The sequence below is a fragment of the Saccharopolyspora spinosa NRRL 18395 genome (assembly GCF_000194155.1).
In the GTDB taxonomy this organism is placed as follows: Bacteria; Actinomycetota; Actinomycetes; order Mycobacteriales; family Pseudonocardiaceae; genus Saccharopolyspora; species Saccharopolyspora spinosa.
The window spans coordinates 1,829,730-1,849,031 of record NZ_GL877878.1; the positions used below are offsets into that span (position 1 = coordinate 1,829,730).

General features: G+C 68.4%; 20 protein-coding genes and 1 tRNA gene. 13 read left to right on the top strand and 8 right to left on the bottom strand.

Going from position 1 to position 19,302, the window contains the following annotated elements:
* The first annotated feature begins 2 nt into the window (after positions 1-2).
* From SSPN_RS0109210 to SSPN_RS0109220, 3 genes are all read left to right on the top strand, one after another.
* Entirely contained in the window at positions 3-578 is a 576-nt protein-coding gene (locus tag SSPN_RS0109210; protein ID WP_237710499.1) for a Pycsar system effector family protein, read from the top strand.
* Between the two features lie 164 nt (positions 579-742).
* Complete coding sequence (locus SSPN_RS0109215) at positions 743-1,087, top strand: DddA-like double-stranded DNA deaminase toxin (protein ID WP_010693834.1); 345 nt, start codon at positions 743-745, stop codon at positions 1,085-1,087.
* Positions 1,077-1,505 carry an Imm1 family immunity protein gene (locus tag SSPN_RS0109220; RefSeq protein ID WP_010693836.1) on the top strand — a complete coding sequence of 143 codons (429 nt, stop codon included), beginning with the start codon at positions 1,077-1,079 and terminating at the stop codon, positions 1,503-1,505. Before SSPN_RS0109215 ends, SSPN_RS0109220 begins: the two co-directional genes overlap by 11 nt.
* A gap of 1,591 nt (positions 1,506-3,096) precedes the next feature.
* Here the strand turns inward: SSPN_RS0109220 and SSPN_RS0109230 are convergent.
* The 4 genes from SSPN_RS0109230 to SSPN_RS0109245 all read right to left on the bottom strand — a co-directional run bounded on the left by SSPN_RS0109230 (position 3,097) and on the right by SSPN_RS0109245 (position 7,477).
* Positions 3,097-3,771 (bottom strand): fasciclin domain-containing protein, encoded by a 675-nt coding sequence (locus SSPN_RS0109230; protein WP_010693839.1) that lies wholly within the window; start codon positions 3,769-3,771, stop codon positions 3,097-3,099.
* An 86-nt stretch (positions 3,772-3,857) separates the two neighbouring features.
* Positions 3,858-5,366, bottom strand: a complete 1,509-nt coding sequence (locus SSPN_RS0109235) for a molybdopterin-dependent oxidoreductase (RefSeq protein ID WP_010693840.1) — start codon at positions 5,364-5,366, stop codon at positions 3,858-3,860.
* A gap of 41 nt (positions 5,367-5,407) precedes the next feature.
* Positions 5,408-6,175 carry a DUF1295 domain-containing protein gene (locus SSPN_RS0109240; RefSeq protein ID WP_010693841.1) on the bottom strand — a complete coding sequence of 256 codons (768 nt, stop codon included), beginning with the start codon at positions 6,173-6,175 and terminating at the stop codon, positions 5,408-5,410.
* A gap of 3 nt (positions 6,176-6,178) precedes the next feature.
* Positions 6,179-7,477, bottom strand: a complete 1,299-nt coding sequence (locus SSPN_RS0109245; protein WP_010693842.1) for an SAM-dependent methyltransferase — start codon at positions 7,475-7,477, stop codon at positions 6,179-6,181.
* Positions 7,478-7,599: 122 nt separating this feature from the next.
* Here SSPN_RS0109245 and SSPN_RS0109250 point away from each other — a divergent pair, with 122 nt between their 5' ends.
* The 8 genes from SSPN_RS0109250 to SSPN_RS62530 all read left to right on the top strand — a co-directional run bounded on the left by SSPN_RS0109250 (position 7,600) and on the right by SSPN_RS62530 (position 13,823).
* The gene (locus tag SSPN_RS0109250; protein WP_044573677.1) at positions 7,600-8,847 is read left to right on the top strand and encodes a class I SAM-dependent methyltransferase; all 1,248 of its coding nucleotides are present in this window, start codon (positions 7,600-7,602) and stop codon (positions 8,845-8,847) included.
* A 15-nt stretch (positions 8,848-8,862) separates the two neighbouring features.
* Positions 8,863-9,453, top strand: a complete 591-nt coding sequence (sigK, locus tag SSPN_RS0109255; RefSeq protein ID WP_010693844.1) for an ECF RNA polymerase sigma factor SigK — start codon at positions 8,863-8,865, stop codon at positions 9,451-9,453.
* Positions 9,450-10,202 carry an anti-sigma factor gene (locus SSPN_RS0109260; protein WP_029535139.1) on the top strand — a complete coding sequence of 251 codons (753 nt, stop codon included), beginning with the start codon at positions 9,450-9,452 and terminating at the stop codon, positions 10,200-10,202. The genes sigK and SSPN_RS0109260 overlap by 4 nt, the downstream gene beginning before the upstream one ends.
* 262 nt (positions 10,203-10,464) lie before the next feature.
* Complete coding sequence (locus SSPN_RS0109265) at positions 10,465-11,073, top strand: alpha/beta hydrolase (RefSeq protein WP_049887623.1); 609 nt, start codon at positions 10,465-10,467, stop codon at positions 11,071-11,073.
* The gene (locus SSPN_RS0109270; RefSeq protein WP_010693848.1) at positions 11,070-12,335 is read left to right on the top strand and encodes an NAD(P)/FAD-dependent oxidoreductase; all 1,266 of its coding nucleotides are present in this window, start codon (positions 11,070-11,072) and stop codon (positions 12,333-12,335) included. Before SSPN_RS0109265 ends, SSPN_RS0109270 begins: the two co-directional genes overlap by 4 nt.
* The gene (locus SSPN_RS0109275; RefSeq protein WP_083821870.1) at positions 12,332-13,060 is read left to right on the top strand and encodes a DUF1365 domain-containing protein; all 729 of its coding nucleotides are present in this window, start codon (positions 12,332-12,334) and stop codon (positions 13,058-13,060) included. The genes SSPN_RS0109270 and SSPN_RS0109275 overlap by 4 nt, the downstream gene beginning before the upstream one ends.
* Before the next feature lie 261 nt (positions 13,061-13,321).
* On the top strand, positions 13,322-13,654 hold the full coding sequence (locus tag SSPN_RS0109280) for a hypothetical protein (protein ID WP_029535141.1): 333 nt from the start codon (positions 13,322-13,324) through the stop codon (positions 13,652-13,654).
* A complete protein-coding gene (locus SSPN_RS62530) occupies positions 13,647-13,823 on the top strand; it encodes a transposase (RefSeq protein ID WP_083821639.1) in 177 nt (58 codons plus the stop codon). Before SSPN_RS0109280 ends, SSPN_RS62530 begins: the two co-directional genes overlap by 8 nt.
* Positions 13,824-14,145: 322 nt before the next feature.
* On the opposite strand, the gene SSPN_RS0109290 is transcribed toward SSPN_RS62530, so the two are convergent.
* Positions 14,146-14,218 (bottom strand) — tRNA-Ala (locus tag SSPN_RS0109290).
* Between the two features lie 250 nt (positions 14,219-14,468).
* Here SSPN_RS0109290 and SSPN_RS0109295 point away from each other — a divergent pair.
* Entirely contained in the window at positions 14,469-15,719 is a 1,251-nt protein-coding gene (locus SSPN_RS0109295; RefSeq protein ID WP_010693850.1) for a phenylacetate--CoA ligase family protein, read from the top strand.
* 179 nt (positions 15,720-15,898) lie between these two features.
* Here the strand turns inward: SSPN_RS0109295 and SSPN_RS0109300 are convergent, their stop codons facing one another.
* Together SSPN_RS0109300 and SSPN_RS0109305 are read right to left on the bottom strand one after the other, a co-directional pair.
* Positions 15,899-17,239 (bottom strand): NAD(P)/FAD-dependent oxidoreductase, encoded by a 1,341-nt coding sequence (locus SSPN_RS0109300; RefSeq protein WP_010693851.1) that lies wholly within the window; start codon positions 17,237-17,239, stop codon positions 15,899-15,901.
* Positions 17,232-17,471, bottom strand: coding sequence for a DUF6158 family protein (locus tag SSPN_RS0109305; protein WP_010693852.1), 240 nt, complete (start codon positions 17,469-17,471; stop codon positions 17,232-17,234). The genes SSPN_RS0109300 and SSPN_RS0109305 overlap by 8 nt, the downstream gene beginning before the upstream one ends.
* On the opposite strand from SSPN_RS0109305, the gene SSPN_RS56575 reads away from it, so the two are divergent.
* Positions 17,470-17,628 (top strand): hypothetical protein, encoded by a 159-nt coding sequence (locus SSPN_RS56575; RefSeq protein ID WP_158309544.1) that lies wholly within the window; start codon positions 17,470-17,472, stop codon positions 17,626-17,628. The genes SSPN_RS0109305 and SSPN_RS56575 overlap by 2 nt on opposite strands.
* An 85-nt stretch (positions 17,629-17,713) precedes the next feature.
* Here SSPN_RS56575 and SSPN_RS0109310 read toward each other — a convergent pair whose 3' ends face one another.
* Entirely contained in the window at positions 17,714-18,985 is a 1,272-nt protein-coding gene (locus tag SSPN_RS0109310; RefSeq protein WP_010693853.1) for an MFS transporter, read from the bottom strand.
* Positions 18,986-19,302: the final 317 nt, after the last annotated feature.

Below are 19,302 nucleotides of genomic sequence, written 5' to 3' on the forward strand. Positions count from 1 at the left end.
TCTTGGCTGCCGGGAGTTCTCGTTCATCCGCCCCGAAAAAGCGTGTTCTGGAGCATGATGCGCCCATGACGGAAACCAGAAGCGACGAGATCGCTACTGACAGCGAAGAGTCCGATCCGGAGACGCTCCAAGACTTGCTCAAGGACGAGCTGAGCCGAGGAGACGCAGCACTGGGAAGAACGGAGACCAAGACGGGCATCCTGCTTGCGGTCTTCAGCCCCATCCTCACCATTGGCGTTGCGGTGCTGCCTCGAGCCGGGGCGTCGTTGCCGGCGATCCTCCTGTTCTGGTCCGCGCTAACACTGCTGGCGGTCGCCCTGCTGCTGCTCCTGTGGAACGTGCGACCCCGGCTGCGCGGAAGTGGCTTCATAGCCGTCGAATCGATGACGGACGCCGAACTGGCGCAGTACCTCAATAGCGCGGCGAACGATCCGCTGCGCTGGCGTCGCGAACAGCTGCTCGTAATAGCCCGCCTCGGAGCGAAGAAGTTCAGGATCCTGCGAGCAGCAACCACACTCGTAATGACGGCCCTGCTGCTGGCGATAGCCGCAGCGATCGTCTCAACGGTGGCCACATGATGCGAGCCGTTCAAAGATCATCTCAAGCGCGGCCGCATGCAAGAATTGCTGACAGTCCACACGGTCCACACGGTCCACTTCGGCCACCGTAGAACGGCTGCGGCGAGGACGTCGAAACCCCAACTCCCGGTCGGTACGGACTTCCTCGACCGCTAAGTCTGCAGATGCTCGACCCGGACGGCACCGAGCTCGTCTACCTCGGACCCGGCCCCGACGACAGGCAGCAAGTCCGGCTCCGGCGGCAAGGTGGCGGCGACATGCTCGCCACTTACACCACCGCCAACTGCCGCGCAGCATGGGCGCTCTCGGTCAAGATGGCGGTGCAAATGCGGGCCGGTCAACGCGAGACGATTGTGATCGACCGGCCGCCATGCGATCTGGCCGACCAGGAGTGGTTACGGTGCCGTCGGCAGCTACCTCGGTTCCTGCCACCAGGAGCCGAGCTGACCGTGATCACCAGCGTCGGCGAGACCTACACATACCAGGGAGAGCAGCGCAATGAAGCTTGACGTCTCGGTCCGCGTCTTTTCTGAAGGCGGACACGAACGGCATGTCGTCGTAGAGCACGTCGACCAGTTGCCCGCGCTCGTCGACCAGCTCGCCGCCGAGGACACCGGGTCCGCGATCATCACGCACCAAGCTCGCCCCAGATGGAACGAGCAGGGCTTCGACCACGAGCTTGTGGTGGCGTTCGGCACGGACGGGCGGGCTGCTTTGTCGTACTGGGACGCGGAAACACCGCGGCACTACAGCCGAGGCAGCGGTCTCGCGGTCGAGGGTTGGGAAGACGAGAACATTGTGCCTCCCGCCGACGCATGGGTGCCCCGCAACCTTGTCGAGAGCGCACTGGAGGAATTTCTGCGGACTGCAAAGCGGCCGACGGCCGTGGAGTGGCGGCCTGACCCCTTTCCATTACCTGGCCTGTGACTACTCCGACCCGTGATTGTCGGTCGGGCCGAATGCCTCCGCCACTATGAAGGCGTAGCGATCCTGGAAGCTGACCTGCCCTCGGGATGACACCTGCGGATCTCGGAAATGCCTTTGGCGATCTCTTCGTCGGCCAACCAAACCACGCGCCGATAATGCCGCGGAGCCGTTGTGCGCAACGCCTTTCAGCGGAGTCTTCACCCAACGTCAGCGTCGGACACGCCGACAATATGGAGCCGCGATTCGTACTTGCTCACCGCCCAGACGTAATTGACCGGTCTTTTCGATCGCACGCCAGGGCGGCTCATCCTTTCCCCCGTGCCCCCTCGCGGACTGCGGCTCCTGCTCCGTACGGCAAAGACTGGTTACCAACCATTCCAGCCCCAAGCCCAAACCAGCCGCGATCGGGACCGAGAGCGCAAGGCCGACGTAAAGATCAGTCATGCCTGCACCGCCTTCCGCCGAGCGGACTGGAGTCCGGCGATCTGGCCGCCAAGAGCTCGGTGCAACTGCTCAGCCTGCGACCAGTCGAGCAAACGCTCGACATCAGCAATCCTCACGACGACGGCGTGCTCCGTGTGAGCGAGTTCGATCTCGCTATCCCTGCTTGATCGATCGCGGCAGGGCACCGTGCTTCGGTACTTGAACATTGTTTTTCCTCCTCACCTGGAAGGGCTGGGATGCCGAGGACGGGAACCCGGCATCCCAGCCGCGTTCAAACTCAACCGAAGCCCCGGCCTGCAAGGGCCGGGGGCGGCGGGGAGGCCGCCACCTTCTGCGGCCCCGTAAGGCAGGACCTTCTGAACGGCACCCCGACGGCCGATGACACCAAGGTCACTAACCTCATAGAGGCGGGCACAGGCGCGCGCATCAAGGCGCTACGCGTCCGGCGGGGCCGCACCCAACGAGGACCGGCTGACCGTGCACACGTGTTCTACTCGCTGCTTACCAAAGTCGAAGGCGGGATACCTACTCAACGCGCGACCGGTGTTCGCGCCGATGGCTGCTATCGCCCCGTGCTGTCTACCGACTGATAACAATATCCGGTTTTTTCGCTATACGGGGTTCCGGTCGGGCTGGTTTCGGGGCGCCGGCATGCGTGTGGGGCCCGCACCCAGGTGCGGGCCCGCTTCTGTAGCGCTCGTTCGGCGGCTCAAGGCAAGGAACAGTGCGCGACCATCCACAATGGTGGGTTCCGACTGATCGGTTGCTTCGATGAGCCGTCTCATGCCTGTCGAACTGCCAAGGGCACGCAGCTACCCTTCCAGCGGTCAGCCTATGACCAATAGCACCCATACCGGAGCAATCCAGGCCAGCCTCGGCGCCGAAAGCGGATTGAACTCGCCAACGCCAATTGGCACGGCGGGGCATGATCAGTGGCGAGTAGCGTCCTGAGCGCCTCTGTCAATCCGTTCGGGCTCGGTTCCGCCAGGTGCATGAGATTCTGGACGAGCTTGATCACCTTCCTGGACTCGAGCGTGACCAAGCACCGATACCAGCGGTGTCCGGATGCCGCGCGGCTCGCGCGCCATCCGGACATCTCGGATCAAACCGTCGCTGTTCGCGAACTCGGTTCAGGGCGAGCCAGAGGTCACTGCTGGGGCATGAGGACCTGGTCGACGACGAAGACTGTCGCGTTGGCGGTTGGGACGTTGCCGCAGAGCACGTTGGCTCCGTTGACCTTCAGCTGCTGGCCGGAGCCTTCGATGGTGACCTTGCCGCCCTGCACGGTGTCGACGGTCTTGGCCTGCGAAAGGCTTTGGGCGTCCATCCGCTTCGGCACGACATGGTAGGTCAGGACGCTGCTGAGCTTCTCCTTCTGCGCGGGGTCGCTGAGCATCGCGTTGAGCTGGTCCGGCGGGATGGCGTCGAACGCTGGGTCAGCGGGTGCGAACACGGTGTACTGCGTGTTCGGGTCGTTGAGAGTGTCCACCAGACCGGCGGCCTTGACCGCCGCGGTCAGCTTGGTCAGCAGTGGGTTGTTGCTGGCGGCCGTGCCGACCGGATCGTCGATCATGCCCTGCACGGACCCCTGGTTGCTCGGGTCGGTGGGAACCTGGGCGCATCCCGGACCGAAGACGTCTTCGGCGGTGGTCATGCCGTCGCCCATCGCCGGCTGCTGCCCGCTCTGCGCCGGGGGCGGCGGCGCCGGCTGCTGCTGCGGCTGTTGCTGGGCGCTTTCCATGCCAGTGCCGCAGCCCGCGAGCACGAATGCGGAGGTGGCGAACCCGCCCAGCAGGGCAGTGATTCGTCGACTGGTCCTCATGGGAATCGTTCCTCCTCGGCGTGATTACCGTGTCATCGATGATTCGGAGTTGCGCCACAACGGGATTGGTCCGGATCCTCGAAAAGTCATCGGGCGGTGCAGAACACCGAATGCCAGCCGGTCGCGCCGTCTGGCACGGTCGGCACCCGCTCTGGAGTCTGGGTGTAGCCGTTCCGATCGGTGGCACGGCATTCAATGCGATGTCCACCAGGGGCGAGGTCGAGGTCGGCATACCACATCCGCCAGGTGTCGAGATTGACCTCTGTTGACAGTCGGGCCGGCTGCCACGCACCGCCGTCCACCCGCACCTCTACCCGGTCGATGCCGATCGTCTGCGCCCACGCCGTCCCCGCGACCGTCGTCCGTCCCGCCGGGATCCTGGCGAAGCCGCGCGGCCGATCGATGCGGGACTGCGTCTTTATCGGGGCCCGCTCGGCCCAACCCCGTCGCTCCCAGTAGGTTTCGCGGCCGAAAGTGGTCAGTTCGAGGTCGGTAAGCCACTTGGTCGCTGAGACGTAGCCGTACAGACCGGGGGTGACCATCCGCACCGGGAACCCATGCTCGGCGGGCAGCGGTTCCCCGTTCATCCCGTACGCCAGCAGCGCGTACCGCTCCGGGGCGAGCAGCACGTCCACCGGTGTGCCCGCGGTGTAGCCGTCCACGCTGGTGCTGAAGACCTGCTCGGCCCCGGCCTGGACACCCGCTTCCAGCAGCACGTCCCGGATGGGGACGCCGACGAAGTGCGCCGTCGACACGTACGGTCCGCCGACCTCGTTGGACACGCAGGTCATGGTGATCGTCCTGGCCACCCTCCGACGCCGCAGCAGATCGTCGAAGGTCAACGTCAGCTCCCGGCCGACCATGCCGTGCACGCGCAGCCGCCAGTCCTCGGACCGCAGCCGCGGCACCCGCAACGCGGTGTCGACGCGATAGAAGTCGCGGTTGGGCGTGCGGAACGACGGCGTGCCCAGCTTGGCGAAATCCGCACCCGCAGGAATTGGCGGCGGCGGTTTGATCGTGACCGCGCTGCGCGACGCCTCGACGCCGTCGCGGGCACCGGCCAGCATGCCACCGATTCCGGCCAGAGCTGAACCCGCAGCGACCGCGCCACCAGCAATGAGGAAGCGACGCCGCCCGTCCGCCGTTCCTTCGCCGGACCGCCGAGCGACCACGTGCAGCCGGGCGAATACTGCGGTCCCGGCCGCGGCCGAAACCGCAGGTGCGGCGATCGCCGAGGCGCCGAGGTCCGGCCGCGCGATCGTCGCGGCGATCCCGAGTCCGCCGAACACCGCGAACAGCACGAGCCCGGGCCACGCGGAACGCTGGGAGACCAGCCCGCCGAACACCGCAAGCCCGGCGATGACCACCGACATTCCTAGCAACAGCACCATCTTGTCGGCTTCGCCGAAGGTGCGGATCGCAAACGCCTTGATCGGTTCGGGGGTCAGGTCGATCGCGGTGTTGCCGACCGCGAGGTAGGGCGAGGCATTCGGTTCCACCACGGCGGCGACCAGATGCCCCGCGCCCAAGGCAGCGCACACCGCCAACACGCTGATGAGGATTGCGACTGCCCGTCCCAACGGTTTGCTGCTCATATGAGGGATTCGGCGCGGGCACACGGAACGCTTGCTCTCGGTCAGCGCCGTTTCGGCGGCAGCGGGAAGAACCCGCTGGTGCGCTCGACATAGTCGGCGTACTCAGGACGCGTACGTCGCATGTGCCGCTCCAGCACCGGTTTTCCGGATCCCCTGGCCAGCAGCCAGGTCATCAGCAGCGGTGAGAGCACAGTCGCCAGTACGACGGCCTGGTGGGCCGCGGCCAAGTACAGCCCCCACCACACGCAGGCGTCGCCGAAGTAGTTCGGATGCCGGGTGAAACGCCACAGGCCCCGGTCGAGCACCTTGCCCGCGTTCGCCGGATCGGCCCGGAAACGCCGGAGCTGCGCGTCACCGATCACTTCGAAGAACATCCCGACCGTCCACAACGTGGTTCCCACCCACAGCACGAACCACGGCGTCGACGGCCCGCCCAACTCCAATTGGGCGGCCTGCACCGGCAACGACACGAACCACATGACCAGCGCCTGCGCCAGGTAGACCCGGACGAACATCCGCAGCCGGGGCCGGGAGCCTGCCCGGTCGAGGATCGCCTGGTAACGCGGATCCTCCGGCTTGCTCCGTCCGCGCAGCAAGATGTGCCACGACAGGCGCAATCCCCAGACAGCGGTCAGCAAGGCGGTGATCACCGCTGACGGCGCCGGTCGTTCGGCGGCGAGCAACCCCGCGCCGGTGATCACGACGAAGCCCAGTCCCCAGACTGAGTCGATCGTGTCGTAGCGTCGACGGTGTGCCGCGATGCCGAAGGTCGCGATGACGACGGCCAGCGCGACGGCCAAGGCGAGCACCGGCTAGCCCTTCCCGGCCGTCCGCAGCAGCGACTCCCGCGACACCAACGGCAGACCGCTGTCGCCGTCGGTGCCCGCGCGCACTGCGAGGATCTGGTTCACGCCCATCCGGTTCTCCTCGAACGCCAGCGCCCCGCCCGCGAGGTAGAGCCGCCACACCCTGGCCTGCTCCACGCCCACCATGCCGACGGCATCGTCCCAGCGGTCCCGAAGCGTCCGCGTCCAGTCCCGGACGGTGCGCACGTAGTGCTCCCGCATGCCTTCGACGTCGCGCACTTCCAGCCCAGCCTGCTCCAGGTAGTCCAGGGTCCGCCCGATCGGCACCATCGCCATGTCGGGCGCGATGTAGGCCTCGATGAACGCGCCACCACCAGGAGCCGTGCCGCCGCGCGACATCTGCTGCAGCAGCAGTCTGCCACCGGGTCGCAGCATCCGGTGCAGCGTCGCGGCAAAGACCGGGTAGTTGCCGGTGCCGACGTGCTCGCCCATCTCGATCGAGGCGATCGCGTCGAAGGGCGGGGCGTCGATCTCGCGGTAGTCGCGGTGCAGCACCTCGACCTGCTCACGCAGGCCGAACTGGGCGACGCGGCACCGGATGTGCTCGGCCTGCCTACCTGACAACGTCACCCCGGTGGCCCGGACGCCGTAGCGCTGCGCGGCGTAGAGGATCAGCGAGCCCCAGCCGCAGCCGACGTCGAGCAGCCGCATTCCCGAGGTCAGCCCGAGCTTGCGGCAGACCAGGTCGAGTTTCTCCTCCTGGGCAGCGGCCAACGGCAGCTCACCATCGGTGTAGTAGCCGCACGAGTAGGCCATCCGCGGATCGAGCAGCAGCTCGTAGAACTCGTTGCCCGCGTCGTAGTGGTGCGCGATCGCCGAGCGGTCCCGGTTCCTGCTGTGTAACCCGCCGGACAGCCGAGCTTCCCCGGCGGGCGGTGCCGGGCGCGGGCCGACCGCGCCCAGCCGCAACGCTGCGGACACCAGCCGCAGCCAACCGCGCGCGCCGAGCCGGACCGGACCGAGCTCCTGGTCGCGCGCGGTGGCCCAGCAGCGCCGCAAACCCTCGCCGAGGTCTCCGCGCACGTCGAGGTCGCCGGAGACGAACGCGCGGGCAAGCCCGAGCTCCCCCGGCTGCCAGAGCAGGTGGCGCAGCGCGCGGCGACTGCGCAGGAGCACCCTCGGCTCGCCGTCCGGGCCCGCGACACTGCCGTCCCACGCTGTCAGGCCGATCGGAAGCTCGATGCCGTACAGCTCCCGGACCAGCTCCTCGATCCGATGCGCCACCCCGATCGATCCTGCGAACACGTTTCCTCCTCAGCCGCCGACGTCTACGTGCCGAGTTCGGAGCACGATGCGGACCGGATTGGACCGCTGTGGGTGCCATCACATTGACCCAACCGCACGACCAGGAGCACCGAACAACGGGCATGCACCTCTCGGCAACGACGAGCACCCTGTCCCACCAGGACGATCCGGCGACCAGCATTTGGGACGCAATCGGACCGCCGCCGCACTCGCCGTTGCGCGCCCGCGCGGCCAAAGCGCTGTTCCGCCGCGCCGTATCGGACCTGCCCGTCCGGATCGTCCTCGCCGGTGGTGAGCGCATCGGCGCGGGCGGGCCCGGCGCGCCGCTGATGCGGGTGGAAAACCCGCACGCGTTCTTCCACCGCCTGGGTGCGGACTCCAAGATCGGGTTCGGCGAGTCCTACATGGCCGGCGACTGGACCAGCCCCGACCCCGCCGCGCTGCTCACCCCGTTCGCCGCCCGGATGGACACGCTCGTGCCGCGACCGCTGCAGTCGCTGCGCCGGTGGGTCGACCCGCCGCGGCTGGCCGCCGAGCGCAACACCCCGAGCGGCTCGCGGCGCAACATCCAGCGGCACTACGACCTGTCCAACGAGGTCTTCGCGGTGTTCCTCGACGAGACGATGACCTACTCGTCGGCGCTGTTCGAGCCCGGTGTCGACGACCTCGCCGAAGCCCAGCGGCGCAAGATCGACCGCGTCCTTGACCTGGCCGGGGTGCGGTCCGGCACGCGGCTGCTGGAGATCGGCACCGGCTGGGGCGAGCTGGCCGCGCGCGCCGTGGAGCGCGGAGCGCAGGTCACCACGCTGACGCTGTCGCGCGAGCAGCAGCGGTTCGCCGAACAGCGCCTGGCGGGCAGCGCCGAGGTCCTGCTGCGGGACTACCGCGACGAGCGCGGCAGCTACGACGCGGTCGTCAGCGTCGAGATGATCGAGGCGGTCGGGTCCGAGTACTGGGCGGCCTACTTCCATGCGCTGGACCGGCTGCTGGTGCCTGGTGGCCGCATCGGGCTCCAGGCGATCACCATGCCAAACGACCGGATGCTGGCCACCCGCCGCTCCCGCACCTGGATCCACAAGTACGTCTTCCCCGGCGGAGAACTCCCCTCGCTGCCCGCGATCGAGCACCACGTCCGCAGCGGTACCGGGCTGCGGCTGTCCGAACGGCACGCCTTCGGCCCCAGCTACGCTGAAACGCTGCACCTCTGGCGCACCCGCTTCCTCGACGGGTGGGACCGGGTGGCTGCGCTGGGGTTCAGCGGGACCTTCCGGCGGATGTGGGAGTTCTACCTCGCCTACAGCGAGGCCGGGTTCCGCTCCGGGTACCTCGACGTGTGGCAGCTCGGCCTCACCAAACCCCACCGCCGCTGACCGCGAGGAGACGCGATGGACAACTCCGAGAGCCCGCGCCCCGCGGACCGATCCGATGCGGCGCTCAGCGCCGAACAGCTGCTCGGCGGGGTCGCCAAGGGCGACGAACAGGCCTTCGAGCTGCTCTACGACCTGGTGTCGGCACCGTTGTTCGGCCTGGTGCAGCGGATCGTGCGCGACCCCGCCCAGTCCGAGGAGGTGGCCCAAGAGGTGCTCGTCGAGGTCTGGCGCACCGCGGCCCGCTACCGCCGGGACCGGGGCAGCGCGCTGACCTGGATCCTCACCGTCGGCCACCGCCGGGCGGTCGACCGCGTCCGGCACGCGCAGGCGACGCGGGACCGGGAGTCGCGGGCCGGTGCCGAGGAGTACCGGCGCCCGTTCGACGAGGTCGCCGAGGCGGTGACCACCCGGTGGGAGCAGCGCCAGGTGCGGCGCTGCATGTCGATGCTGACCGAGCTGCAGCGCGAGTCGCTGGTGCTGACCTACTACCGGGGCTACACCTACCGCGAGGCCGCCGGGCTGCTGGGCAGTCCGCTGGGCACCGTCAAGACCCGACTGCGGGACGGACTGATCCGCCTGCGCGACTGCCTGGGGGTGGGCGCATGAACACCGACATGGCCACGCTGACCGGTGCCTACGCCGCCGACGCGCTCCCCGACGACGAGCGCAGCGAGTTCGAGCGCCACCTCGGGACCTGCGCGGACTGCGCCACCGAGGTGCGCGAGCTGCGCGAGACCCTGGCGAGGCTGAGCGCCACCTCGGCGACCCGGCCCCCGGACGGCCTCAAGCAGCGGGTCCTCGACGAGATCCGCACGACCAGGCAGCAGCCCCCCGCGACCCACGACCGGCCCCGGATCGCCGCCGCGCGGCCGTCCTGGACCACCCGCCTGGCGGTGGCCGCCGTCGTGCTCGGCATCGCGACGGCGGGCGGACTGGGTGCGGTCACGATCCGGACCCAGAACCAGCTCGACGACACCCGCCGGGAACTGACGGCGGGCAGCGAGCGCAGCGCGGAGATCGCCGGGGTGCTCGCCGCACCCGACGCCAGAATCCTCTCCGCCGGGGGCTCCGGAGTGAACGCCACGACAGTGATGTCGAAAGAACTGGGCAAGACGGTCTTCATGGGCTCGGCGACGACCGCCCCGCCACCGGACCGCGTCTACCAGTTGTGGTTCATCGGCGACTACGGCTACATCTCCGCCGGCGTGATGCGGGAAAGCGGCTCCGGCCGGATGGACCCGATCGTCGCGCCCGTCCCGGCCGGAACCGCCGGCATGGGCGTGACCACCGAACCCGCCGGCGGTTCCCCACAGCCCACGACCGCCCCAGTGCTGCAGATGACCATCCCGGCCTGATCAAACCGACAAAGAGGAGCCATCACCACGCACTCGCCTCGACGGGATTTGTCGGTCTGTCGGTCCTCGCGGCCCTGGAACACGTCAGCAGCGTCCGGATGCAGCACAACTGCCGGGCGTTTTCCCGCGTTTCGGCGTCCTGCCGCGCTTCCGGCACCCAGACGCTGAGATCCGCCCTTGTGAGCACAGGCACAGCAATCCCGCACGGCGATGGCCGCGAACAAAGAGTATGGAGGAAGATTATCCGGATCTGCGGATACTGATGTCTCGGGCAAGCGGAACGACCACCGTGTTGCTGGTGTTGCACGGGGGCAAAGCAGTCAGCCGATCCCCGGTGCGGCCGACCCAGCTGACCTACCGGCGAATGCTGCCGTTTGCCCGTACGGCGCACCGCGCGACGGCGCGCCTGGGGGCGGCGGTGTGGGTTCTGCGGAACCGCACGCAGGGCTGGAACGAGCCGATGCTCGACCCTGTCGCCGACGCCCGCTGGGCGCTGGGCATCATCCGCGCCACACACCCGAACGCGCGCGTTGCCCTGATCGGCCATTCGATGGGGGCCCGCGTGGCGCTGCGCCTGGCCAGTGAGCCTGACGTCACCGCAGTGTGCGCGCTCGCGCCCTGGACCATCGGCTCCGAACCGGTCAAGCACCTCCCGGGCCGGAGGGTTTGGATTGTGCACGGCGATCGGGACCGCATCACGCCGGCCGAATCCTCGCTCGTCTACGCACGGCGGGCCAGGGAATCCGGCGCCGAGATCACGCGTCACGTCGTGGCGGGCTCGGGGCACGCGATGCTGCGCCGCGCCGGGCAGTGGCACCGCCACGTGCGGCGCTTCGCGCTCACGTGCGCTGCCGAGAGGAGCCCGGCATGAACCGGGAGCGGATCGGGGTCATCGGGGCGGGAGTCTCGGGGCTCACGGCAGCGCATTTGCTGCAGAAGCGCTACGACGTGGTGCTGTTCGAGTCCGACGACCGCCTCGGCGGACACGCCCACACCCACAACCTGGTCGCCGAAGACGGCGAGCCGGTTGCCGTGGACAGCGGGTTCATCGTCCACAACGACCGCACCTACCCCCACCTACGTCGACTGTTCGGCGAACTCGGTGTGCACACACAGGAAACCGAGATGTCGATGAGCGTGCGCTGCGACGAGTGCGGCCTGGAATACGCCGGCGCCAAGCGATGGGACGGATTGTTCCCCCGGACCGCGAACCTGCGCAACCGCCGGTATCTGCGGATGCTGGCGCAGGTCCCGCGTTTCCATCGGGAGGCGAACCGGTTTCTCGACGCCGGACACCCACGCGAGGCAATGACGCTGGGCGCGTTCCTGGCCACAGGAGGCTATTCCGATTACTTCGTCGACCATTTCGCGCTACCGTTGGTGTCGGCGGTCTGGTCCACCGATGGGACGCGCAGCAGACAGTATCCGGTCCGGTACCTCTTCGAGTTCCTCCGCCACCACGGAATGCTGTCGATCGGCGGCTCTCCAACCTGGCGCACCGTGGTCGGCGGCTCCGGCGAGTACGTCCGGCGGATCGCCCAGCGACTCCACGCAGTCCGTCGCGCGACCCCGGTGCGCTCGGTGCACCCCGCCGTCGGCAGCGTCCAGGTCCGCGACGCCTCCGATGCGGTACACGAACTCGACCGGGTCGTCATCGCCACACACGCCGACCAGGCATTGGGCCTTCTGGCCCACCCAACGCCACGGCAGCGCCAAGTATTGGGCGCGTTCACCTACTCCGAAAACGAGACCTGGCTGCACACCGACCCGTCTCCACTGCCCACGACCCGCGGAGCCCGGGCCTCGTGGAACTACCTCAAAACATCGTGCTCGGCCGGTCCCGTGGGCGCGCGCGTCAGCTACGACCTGAACCGTTTGATGCGGTTGGCCGAACCCGCCGACTACATCGTCACGCTCAACGCCACCGAGCACGTCGCCCCCGACCAGATCCTGACCAAGATGACCTACCGACACCCCGTTTACACCCCGGAATCCGTTGCAGCGCAACGTGAGTTACCCAGCATCGGAGATGAGCGAGTGCAGTTCGCCGGCGCCTACCACGGGTGGGGCTTTCACGAGGACGGGTGCGCATCCGGGGTGCGCGCCGCCGCCGCGTTCGGAGCCGGGTGGTGAGCGGCGTGTACCTCTACGACGTGGTCGTCGGCCACACCCGCCACTGTGCACCGCAGCGCTCGTTCCAGCACCGCCTCTACACCTGGCTGGTCGACCTCGACGCGCTACCCAACCTTCCCTACCCGTTGCGGGTCCTGGCGCGATTCGAGGCCCGCGACCACCTCGGCGATCCGCGCCGGACAATCCGGGAAAACCTGGACCGCTGGCTCGCACGACACGACGTCAACTTGCGAGGCGGGCGCGTATTGATGCTCGCCCACGCCCGCGTGCTCGGGTACGTCTTCAACCCTGTCACGATCTACTGGTGCCATCAGCCCGACGGCAACCTCGAATGCATCGTCGCCGAAGTCCACAACACCTACGGCGAACGGCACTGCTACCTAGTGCATCCCGACGCCGCCGGAACCGGCGAAACCGACAAGCAGCTCTACGTCTCCCCGTTCCTGCCAGACCAGGGCAGCTACCGGATGCGCCTTCCGCTACCCGGCGAACGACTGCGCTTGCACATCGACCTCCTCGACGGCAACCGGACACTGCTCACCGCCACAATGCACGGGCGCCGCCAGCCCGCCACCCCATCGCGGCTGCTGCGATCAGCGCTGCGCCGCCCATTGGTTCCCCACAGCGTCGCCGCCTTGATCCGTCGGCACGGAATCGCACTGTGGCTACGGCGCGCCCCGCAGTGGTCAAGACAGCCGCACAGCCACCAGGACGGCGTCCGATGACCACCACCGTCCCGCCTCACGTCGACCGGGACGGGCCCCAGGAAACTCACGAGCTACTAGCGCGCCCAGCACGAGCCGGGGACAACCGTCCGCGCTCGACAAATGCCCTGCCGGGCAAGTCACGGGGCCCATCGACAAACCCAAAAACCTTACAGGAATACAACTCGAAGATGGCCCTGATGCGATGAAGGAGCGGGGCCTCCGCTCCTCGTGGTCCCGAGCGGACACTCGGGTTCTCACGTCACCACGAAGCAGGCCCCTGTGTCTGAGCATGACGGCAGACAGTTCGTTGGGATCGATTTGCACCGGCACCGGTCGGTGATCGTGCGGCAGGGCATGACCGGTGAGCAGTTCGGCGTGGTGCGGATCGCCAACGATCCGATGACACTCGCCGGTGCTGGCCAAGCAGGCCCTGCACCTGCCCGTCAGCGACCTGTTCGGTGTACGCCGCCGGGCGCTGCTGGGAAAGCTCCGCTCGACGGTGCCTACCGGGCGCGGGTCAACAGCCGTTGCGGGCTGATCGACGCGTTCGGCTTCGAGATCGAAAGAACCACCCACCTGATAACCGGGAAACTGGCGCAGCACCCTGGCTAACAGGCGATCCAACAAATCCCCGGGGTCGGGCCGACCCCGGGCGGCGGTGTTCACCGCCGAGATCGGCGACGTGGCCCGCTTCACCAGCGCCCGGGCTCTCACCTCGTGGGCCGGGCTGCCCCCTCGCCACCGAGAATCCGACACCACCGTGCACCGCCTTTCGGCATGAACATGATCGCGCAACCGGCATCGGCGACAAGGCCAAGCCCCTCCGGGGTGGCCTACGGCAAGCCTGGCCCCGCACGCCTCGCCTGCGCCTGCCCACAACAACCGGAAGCCGGGCAAAAAACGCTCACCGCCAACGACATCAGCACTTGCCCGGCCCCACGCCTTCATGGATGACCACAGAGTCCGACAGGCGAAACATCACCAGTGGTCCACAGATGGTCCACAACTCCGGGCCATGCGACTCACCGTTCACGTCGCCCGCAGAACGGCCAGAGGGCCGGTTACCGGGGATTTCTCCCCGGTAACCGGCCCTCTGAATTGAGTGGAGCTGACGGGATTCGAACCCGTGACCCCTTGACTGCCAGTCAAGTGCGCTACCAGCTGCGCCACAGCCCCTTGTACTATTCCCGAGGTGTTTGGTTCGTTCGGTGTTCATTCCCGAACCGCGCATCTCGTTGTGTCAATACAGTACAACAGGCCTCCGGAGGAGTTTTCAGGGGGTCCCCCTCTTGGATCTACCCAGGGCTCCGGTCGAGCTGCTAGACCCTGGGGCGTGGCGACAGCACAGCGAGTGTGTCCTTCGCTGGTGGCTCCCGAGGCCGAGGGGGCTGATCCCGAGAGACGCCGTGAACTGCAGGAACATCGGTTGCGCAGGTTGGTCGACCGGCTGCTGGCCGCCGGCGGCGTGCAGGCCGGGCGGCTTCGGGACTGCGGCGTCTCGGCGGGCTCCGACGTGCGGCTCGCCGATTTGCACCGGTTGCCGTTCGTCTCCAAGCAGGACTTCTGGGATTACTACCCGTTCGGGCTGCGCACCGCCGCCGACGAGGACGTCGTCTGCGTGCACGGCACGTCCGGCACGTTGGGGCGGGCGACGCTGGTGCCGTACACCGCGCGTGACATCGCCGTGTGGGCGGAGGTGATGGCGCGGGCATTGGGCGGGGCAGGCGTGACGCGGCGCAGCTTCGTGCACTGCGCCTACGGGTACGGCTTGTTCACCGGCGGGCTCGGCGTGCACCACGGGGCGACGCGGATCGGCGCGACCGTGCTTCCGGTGTCCAGCGGCGCCACCGACCGGCAACTCCGGTTGTTGCTCGACCTGCGCCCCGATGTGTTGTGCTGCACACCGTCGTACGCGATCTACCTCGGCGAGGCGTTCGCGTCGACCGGGATCACCGCCGAGCAGTTGTCGCTCCGGGTGGGGTTGTTCGGGGCCGAGTCTTGGACCGAGGAGATGCGGTTGAGCATCGAGGGGCTGCTGGGGTTGCGGGCGCTCAACGTCTACGGGCTCACCGAGGTGATCGGCCCGGGTGTGGCGTGCGAGTCGTTGGACTCCGAGGGACTGCTGAACATCGCCGAGGACCACTTCTTCCCCGAGGTGGTCGATGCGGACGGCGAGCCGCTGCCGGACGGCGAGGTCGGCGAGTTGGTGTTCACGACGTTGACGAAGACCGGCACCCCGCTGCTGCGCTACCGGACCGGCGACGTAGCCGCGCTGGCCGGGCCCGTGCCTGGCTCGGCGCGGACGCTGCGCCGGATGAGCCGGGTGCTGGGCCGCACCGACGACATGCTGGTCGTTCGCGGCGTCAACGTGTTCCCGTCGGAGATCGAAGCCGTGCTCCTGGCCGATCGCCGGGTGGCACCGCATTACCTGATCGTCGAGGACCTCCGCGACCGGTCGCGGCCGGAGTTGCGGATCGCCGTCGAGCCGCAGGACCCGCACGACGACACCGCCCTCCTGGCGGCCCAGCTCACGGGCGCGCTACTGGCGCGACTCGGCATCACGTGCATCGTCCGGGTCCTACCGCCCGACCACATCCCACGCGCCGAATCGGGCAAGGCCAGGCGGTTGGTGAGCTGGGAGCATGACGGCGTCGTGCCGCTACCCGGCCTGGAGTGATCGCAAGGCTTGCGCCGCCACCTGCAGGTCCTCGACGAACCCCTGGTACACCGCCGCCCGGTCATCGGTGACCCGGGCTGCGCGAGCCGGCAGGACCAGCCCCGGCAGCCCTGCACCGCCTTGCGCAAGCCCGGCAGCCTGGCCCGGGGCGGGACGAACTCCTCGGCCCCGGACATGGCTCAACCGGCGACGCGGCCGTTCGGTTTGGGCAGACCACGGGTGTTGGCGGCCTTGACGAACTCGGCTCGGGGGTCGTGTAGTTCGCCTAGCGCGACGACCTGGCGGGGGAACGGCAGTTCCATCAGCCAGTCACCGAGGATTCGGGCCTTGTGGGACGCGGTCGGCATTCTCATCAGGTGGTAGCCGCGGTGCAGCAGCCACGCCGGGAAGCCCTTCAGCTTGACCCCGTGAACCTCGGCGGCGCCCTGGAACAGACCGAGCCCCGCCACCGACCCCGCGTACTTGTGCTTGTAGTTCACGAGTTGTTCGCCGCGCAGCATCGCGAGGATGTTGTCGGCCAGCACCTTGGCCTGCCGGACCGCGTGCTGCGCCGACGGACTGCACAGGGCGTCCGGGTCACTGCTGGTCAGGTCCGGGACCGCAGCGCAGTCACCGGCCGAGAACACGTTGTGGGTGCCGCGGACCTGGAGCCTCGCGGTGCATTCGACGCGGCCCTTGGCGTCTCTCGGCAGGTCGCTGTCCTCCAGCATCGGGTGCGGCTTTACCCCGGCCGTCCACACCACGGTGTCGGCGTCGAACTCGTCGCCGTCGGAGAGCGCCACGTGACCGTCCACAAAGGACTTCGCGGTGGTGTTCAGCTTCACCTCGATGCCGCGTTCCTCCAGCCGTCCCTTGGTGTACTCGCTCATCGGCGGGCTTACTTCGGGCATGATCCGGCCCATCGCCTCGACCAGCACCCAGCGCATTTCCTGGGCCGAGACCTGCGGGTAGCTGCGGATCGCGTAGCGCGCCATGCTCTCCAGCTCGGCCATCGCCTCGATGCCCGCGTAGCCGCCGCCGACGAACACGAACGTCAGCAGTCTGCGGCGGAGCCGCTCGTCGGTGGTACTGGCGGCGATGTCCAATCTGGACAGCACGTGGTTGCGCAGGTAGATCGCCTCGCCGATGGTCTTGAACCCGACGCCCTGCTCGGCCAGGCCCGGGATGGGCAGCGCCCGCGAGATCGAGCCGGGCACGACCACCAGCATGTCGTAGCCGAAGCGCTCGACCTTGCCGTCGCCGAGGGTCGCGGTCAGCCGCTGCCGGGCGTGGTCGATACCGGAGACCTGCGCGGTCAGCACCTCGCAGTTGCGCAGCGCCTCCCGCAACGGCACCACCACGTGCCGCGGTTCGAGCGAGCCGGCCGCGGCCTCCGGCAGGAACGGCTGGTAGGTCATGTGCGGTTGGGTGTCGATCACCGTGACCTTGGCTTCGCCGGGCTTCATCTTCCGCTGCAGGCGCAGTGCGAGGGTCAGGCCGACGTGCCCGCCGCCGATGATCACGACGCGTGGCTCAGGCATGTTGCGGCTCTCCTCTCGCACCGGAGCGGGTGCGACGGGGATCCACCTCGCGTTCCGGGTGCCGCCGCAGGTACTCCTGTTCGAGCTCGAACGTGCGTGCCGTGTGCTCCCGCAGCGCATCCGGCGAGCCGTGCAGGAAAGTCCCATTGCGGGTCCGGTGCAGGTGGCGCAGCTCCCGCAGCAGCAGTTCCTCGGCCAGCTCGCAGCCGGGAATTCCGGTGGTCGTGCTCATGTCGTCCTCCCGCATCGGCAGGCAGGCGGAGTCACTACGCCGCGGGGTCACGACGTCAGTGCCGGGATACCCGACGATCCGCGACCGGACACCTGTCCCTCGTGCGTCCAGCCTGCGGGGCGGCGGGCCGTTCGGCGACTCGATCGAGTTCGCCTGATCCGGACCGGGACCGGCGCGCGGTCGAGGGCCGCGATTTCGCGCAAAATCCGCGCTTCCTCGTCACTTGGGAAGGACCTCGGGGCTCAAGCCGCTTCGGTGGTGGGTTCGGGGCGGGGCGGGGTGGCCGGGCGGGTCTCCGGGGCACCGATCCAGGCCAGCAGGCCGAGCACCGCGGTGAAGCCGGTGACGGCGAACGCCGCGCCGTAGGACATCGTGTCGGCGAGCACGCCTGCGATCAGCGGGCCGAGGATCGCACCGAAGTCGGCGGACATCTGGAACGCGGCCAGCACCGGGCCGCCCTTGCCCTTCGCACCGATGATGTCGGCGACCGCGGCGTTCTGCGCGGGGTTGAGGATTCCGGCGCCCACGCCCGCGATCAGCGACGCGGCGAGGAACCACGGGATGGAGTCGGTGACGCCGAGCGACGCGGTGGCCAGGCCGGAGACCGCGAGCCCGATGAGCACCAGCGGCTTGCGGCCGCGCTTGTCCGCGATCCGGCCCGACAGCAGCAGCACCGCGGCGTTGCCCAGTGCGAACACCGACAACGCGATGCCGGCCATCGACTGGGTGGAGCGCAGGGCTTCGACCACGAAGAGCGGGACGAGCGCGATGCGGACGCCGTAAACGGCCCAGCCGTTGCTGAAATTCGACAGCATCGCCGCCCGGTAGGCGCGGTGGCGCAGCGCTTGGCCGACCGTCATCGTCGGCACCCCGGTGTCGGTTCGCGGCGCGGCCAGCGTCGACTTCCGCAGCATCAGCCAGCCGATGAAGGCCGCGACGAACAACGCGATCCCGTAGGTGACGAACGGCAGGCGCAACGAGTAGCCGACCATGATGCCGCCGATGATCGGCCCGGAGATGTTGCCCAGCAGGAAACTCGTCGCCCACACGCCGGACGCGCGACCGCGCAGGTGCGGCGGGGCGAGGCGGACCAGCAGCGCCACCGCCGACACCGTGAACATCGTCGATCCCGTGCCGCCAAGGGCACGGAAGATCAGCAACTGCCAGTAGGAACCCGCGAACGCGCAGGCGGCGGTGCTGATACCGACGATGCTGATGCCCCACACGTAGATGGAGCGCTCGCCGAAGAACGACACCAGGCGACCGCTGACCGGCGCGAATGCCAGCCGCATCAGGGCGAACGCGCTGATCACGAGGGAGGCGGCGGTGACGCCGACGCCGAAACTGGTGGCGAACGTCGGCAGCGCGGGCGCGACAATGCCCATCCCGACAGCGACGATGAAGCTGCCGACGACGAGGACCCAGATCTCGCGGGGAAGGGAACCGATGCCGGAATCGCCGGCGTTCTCGACGGGTTCGATGGTCTCGTCCGCCGTTGCCGAACTGCTCGACACCGCTCCTCCAAGGTATTTAGGCAAACTAAGCGAAACGTGCGGCTGCGGCGCGGTCAATCGAGCAACCACGCCGCAGTGCCTGTTTCGTGAGTGTTAACCGCGCTCTTCGCGCCGCTATTCCGGTCGACGTTCTGGGTCTGAAGCGGAGCAGCCGCTCAGCCCACGCTCGCAACCGGCACCGGCGCGGGTTCTCAGCAGTGTCCTGCGGGAACACCCGCACGCCGGGCTATCTCGCGAGGACAGCCCCGACGTGGCTGGCATTCATGCTGTCGGTGATCCCACAGCGAGACGGCCCCTGAGGTTCCGCCACCCGCACC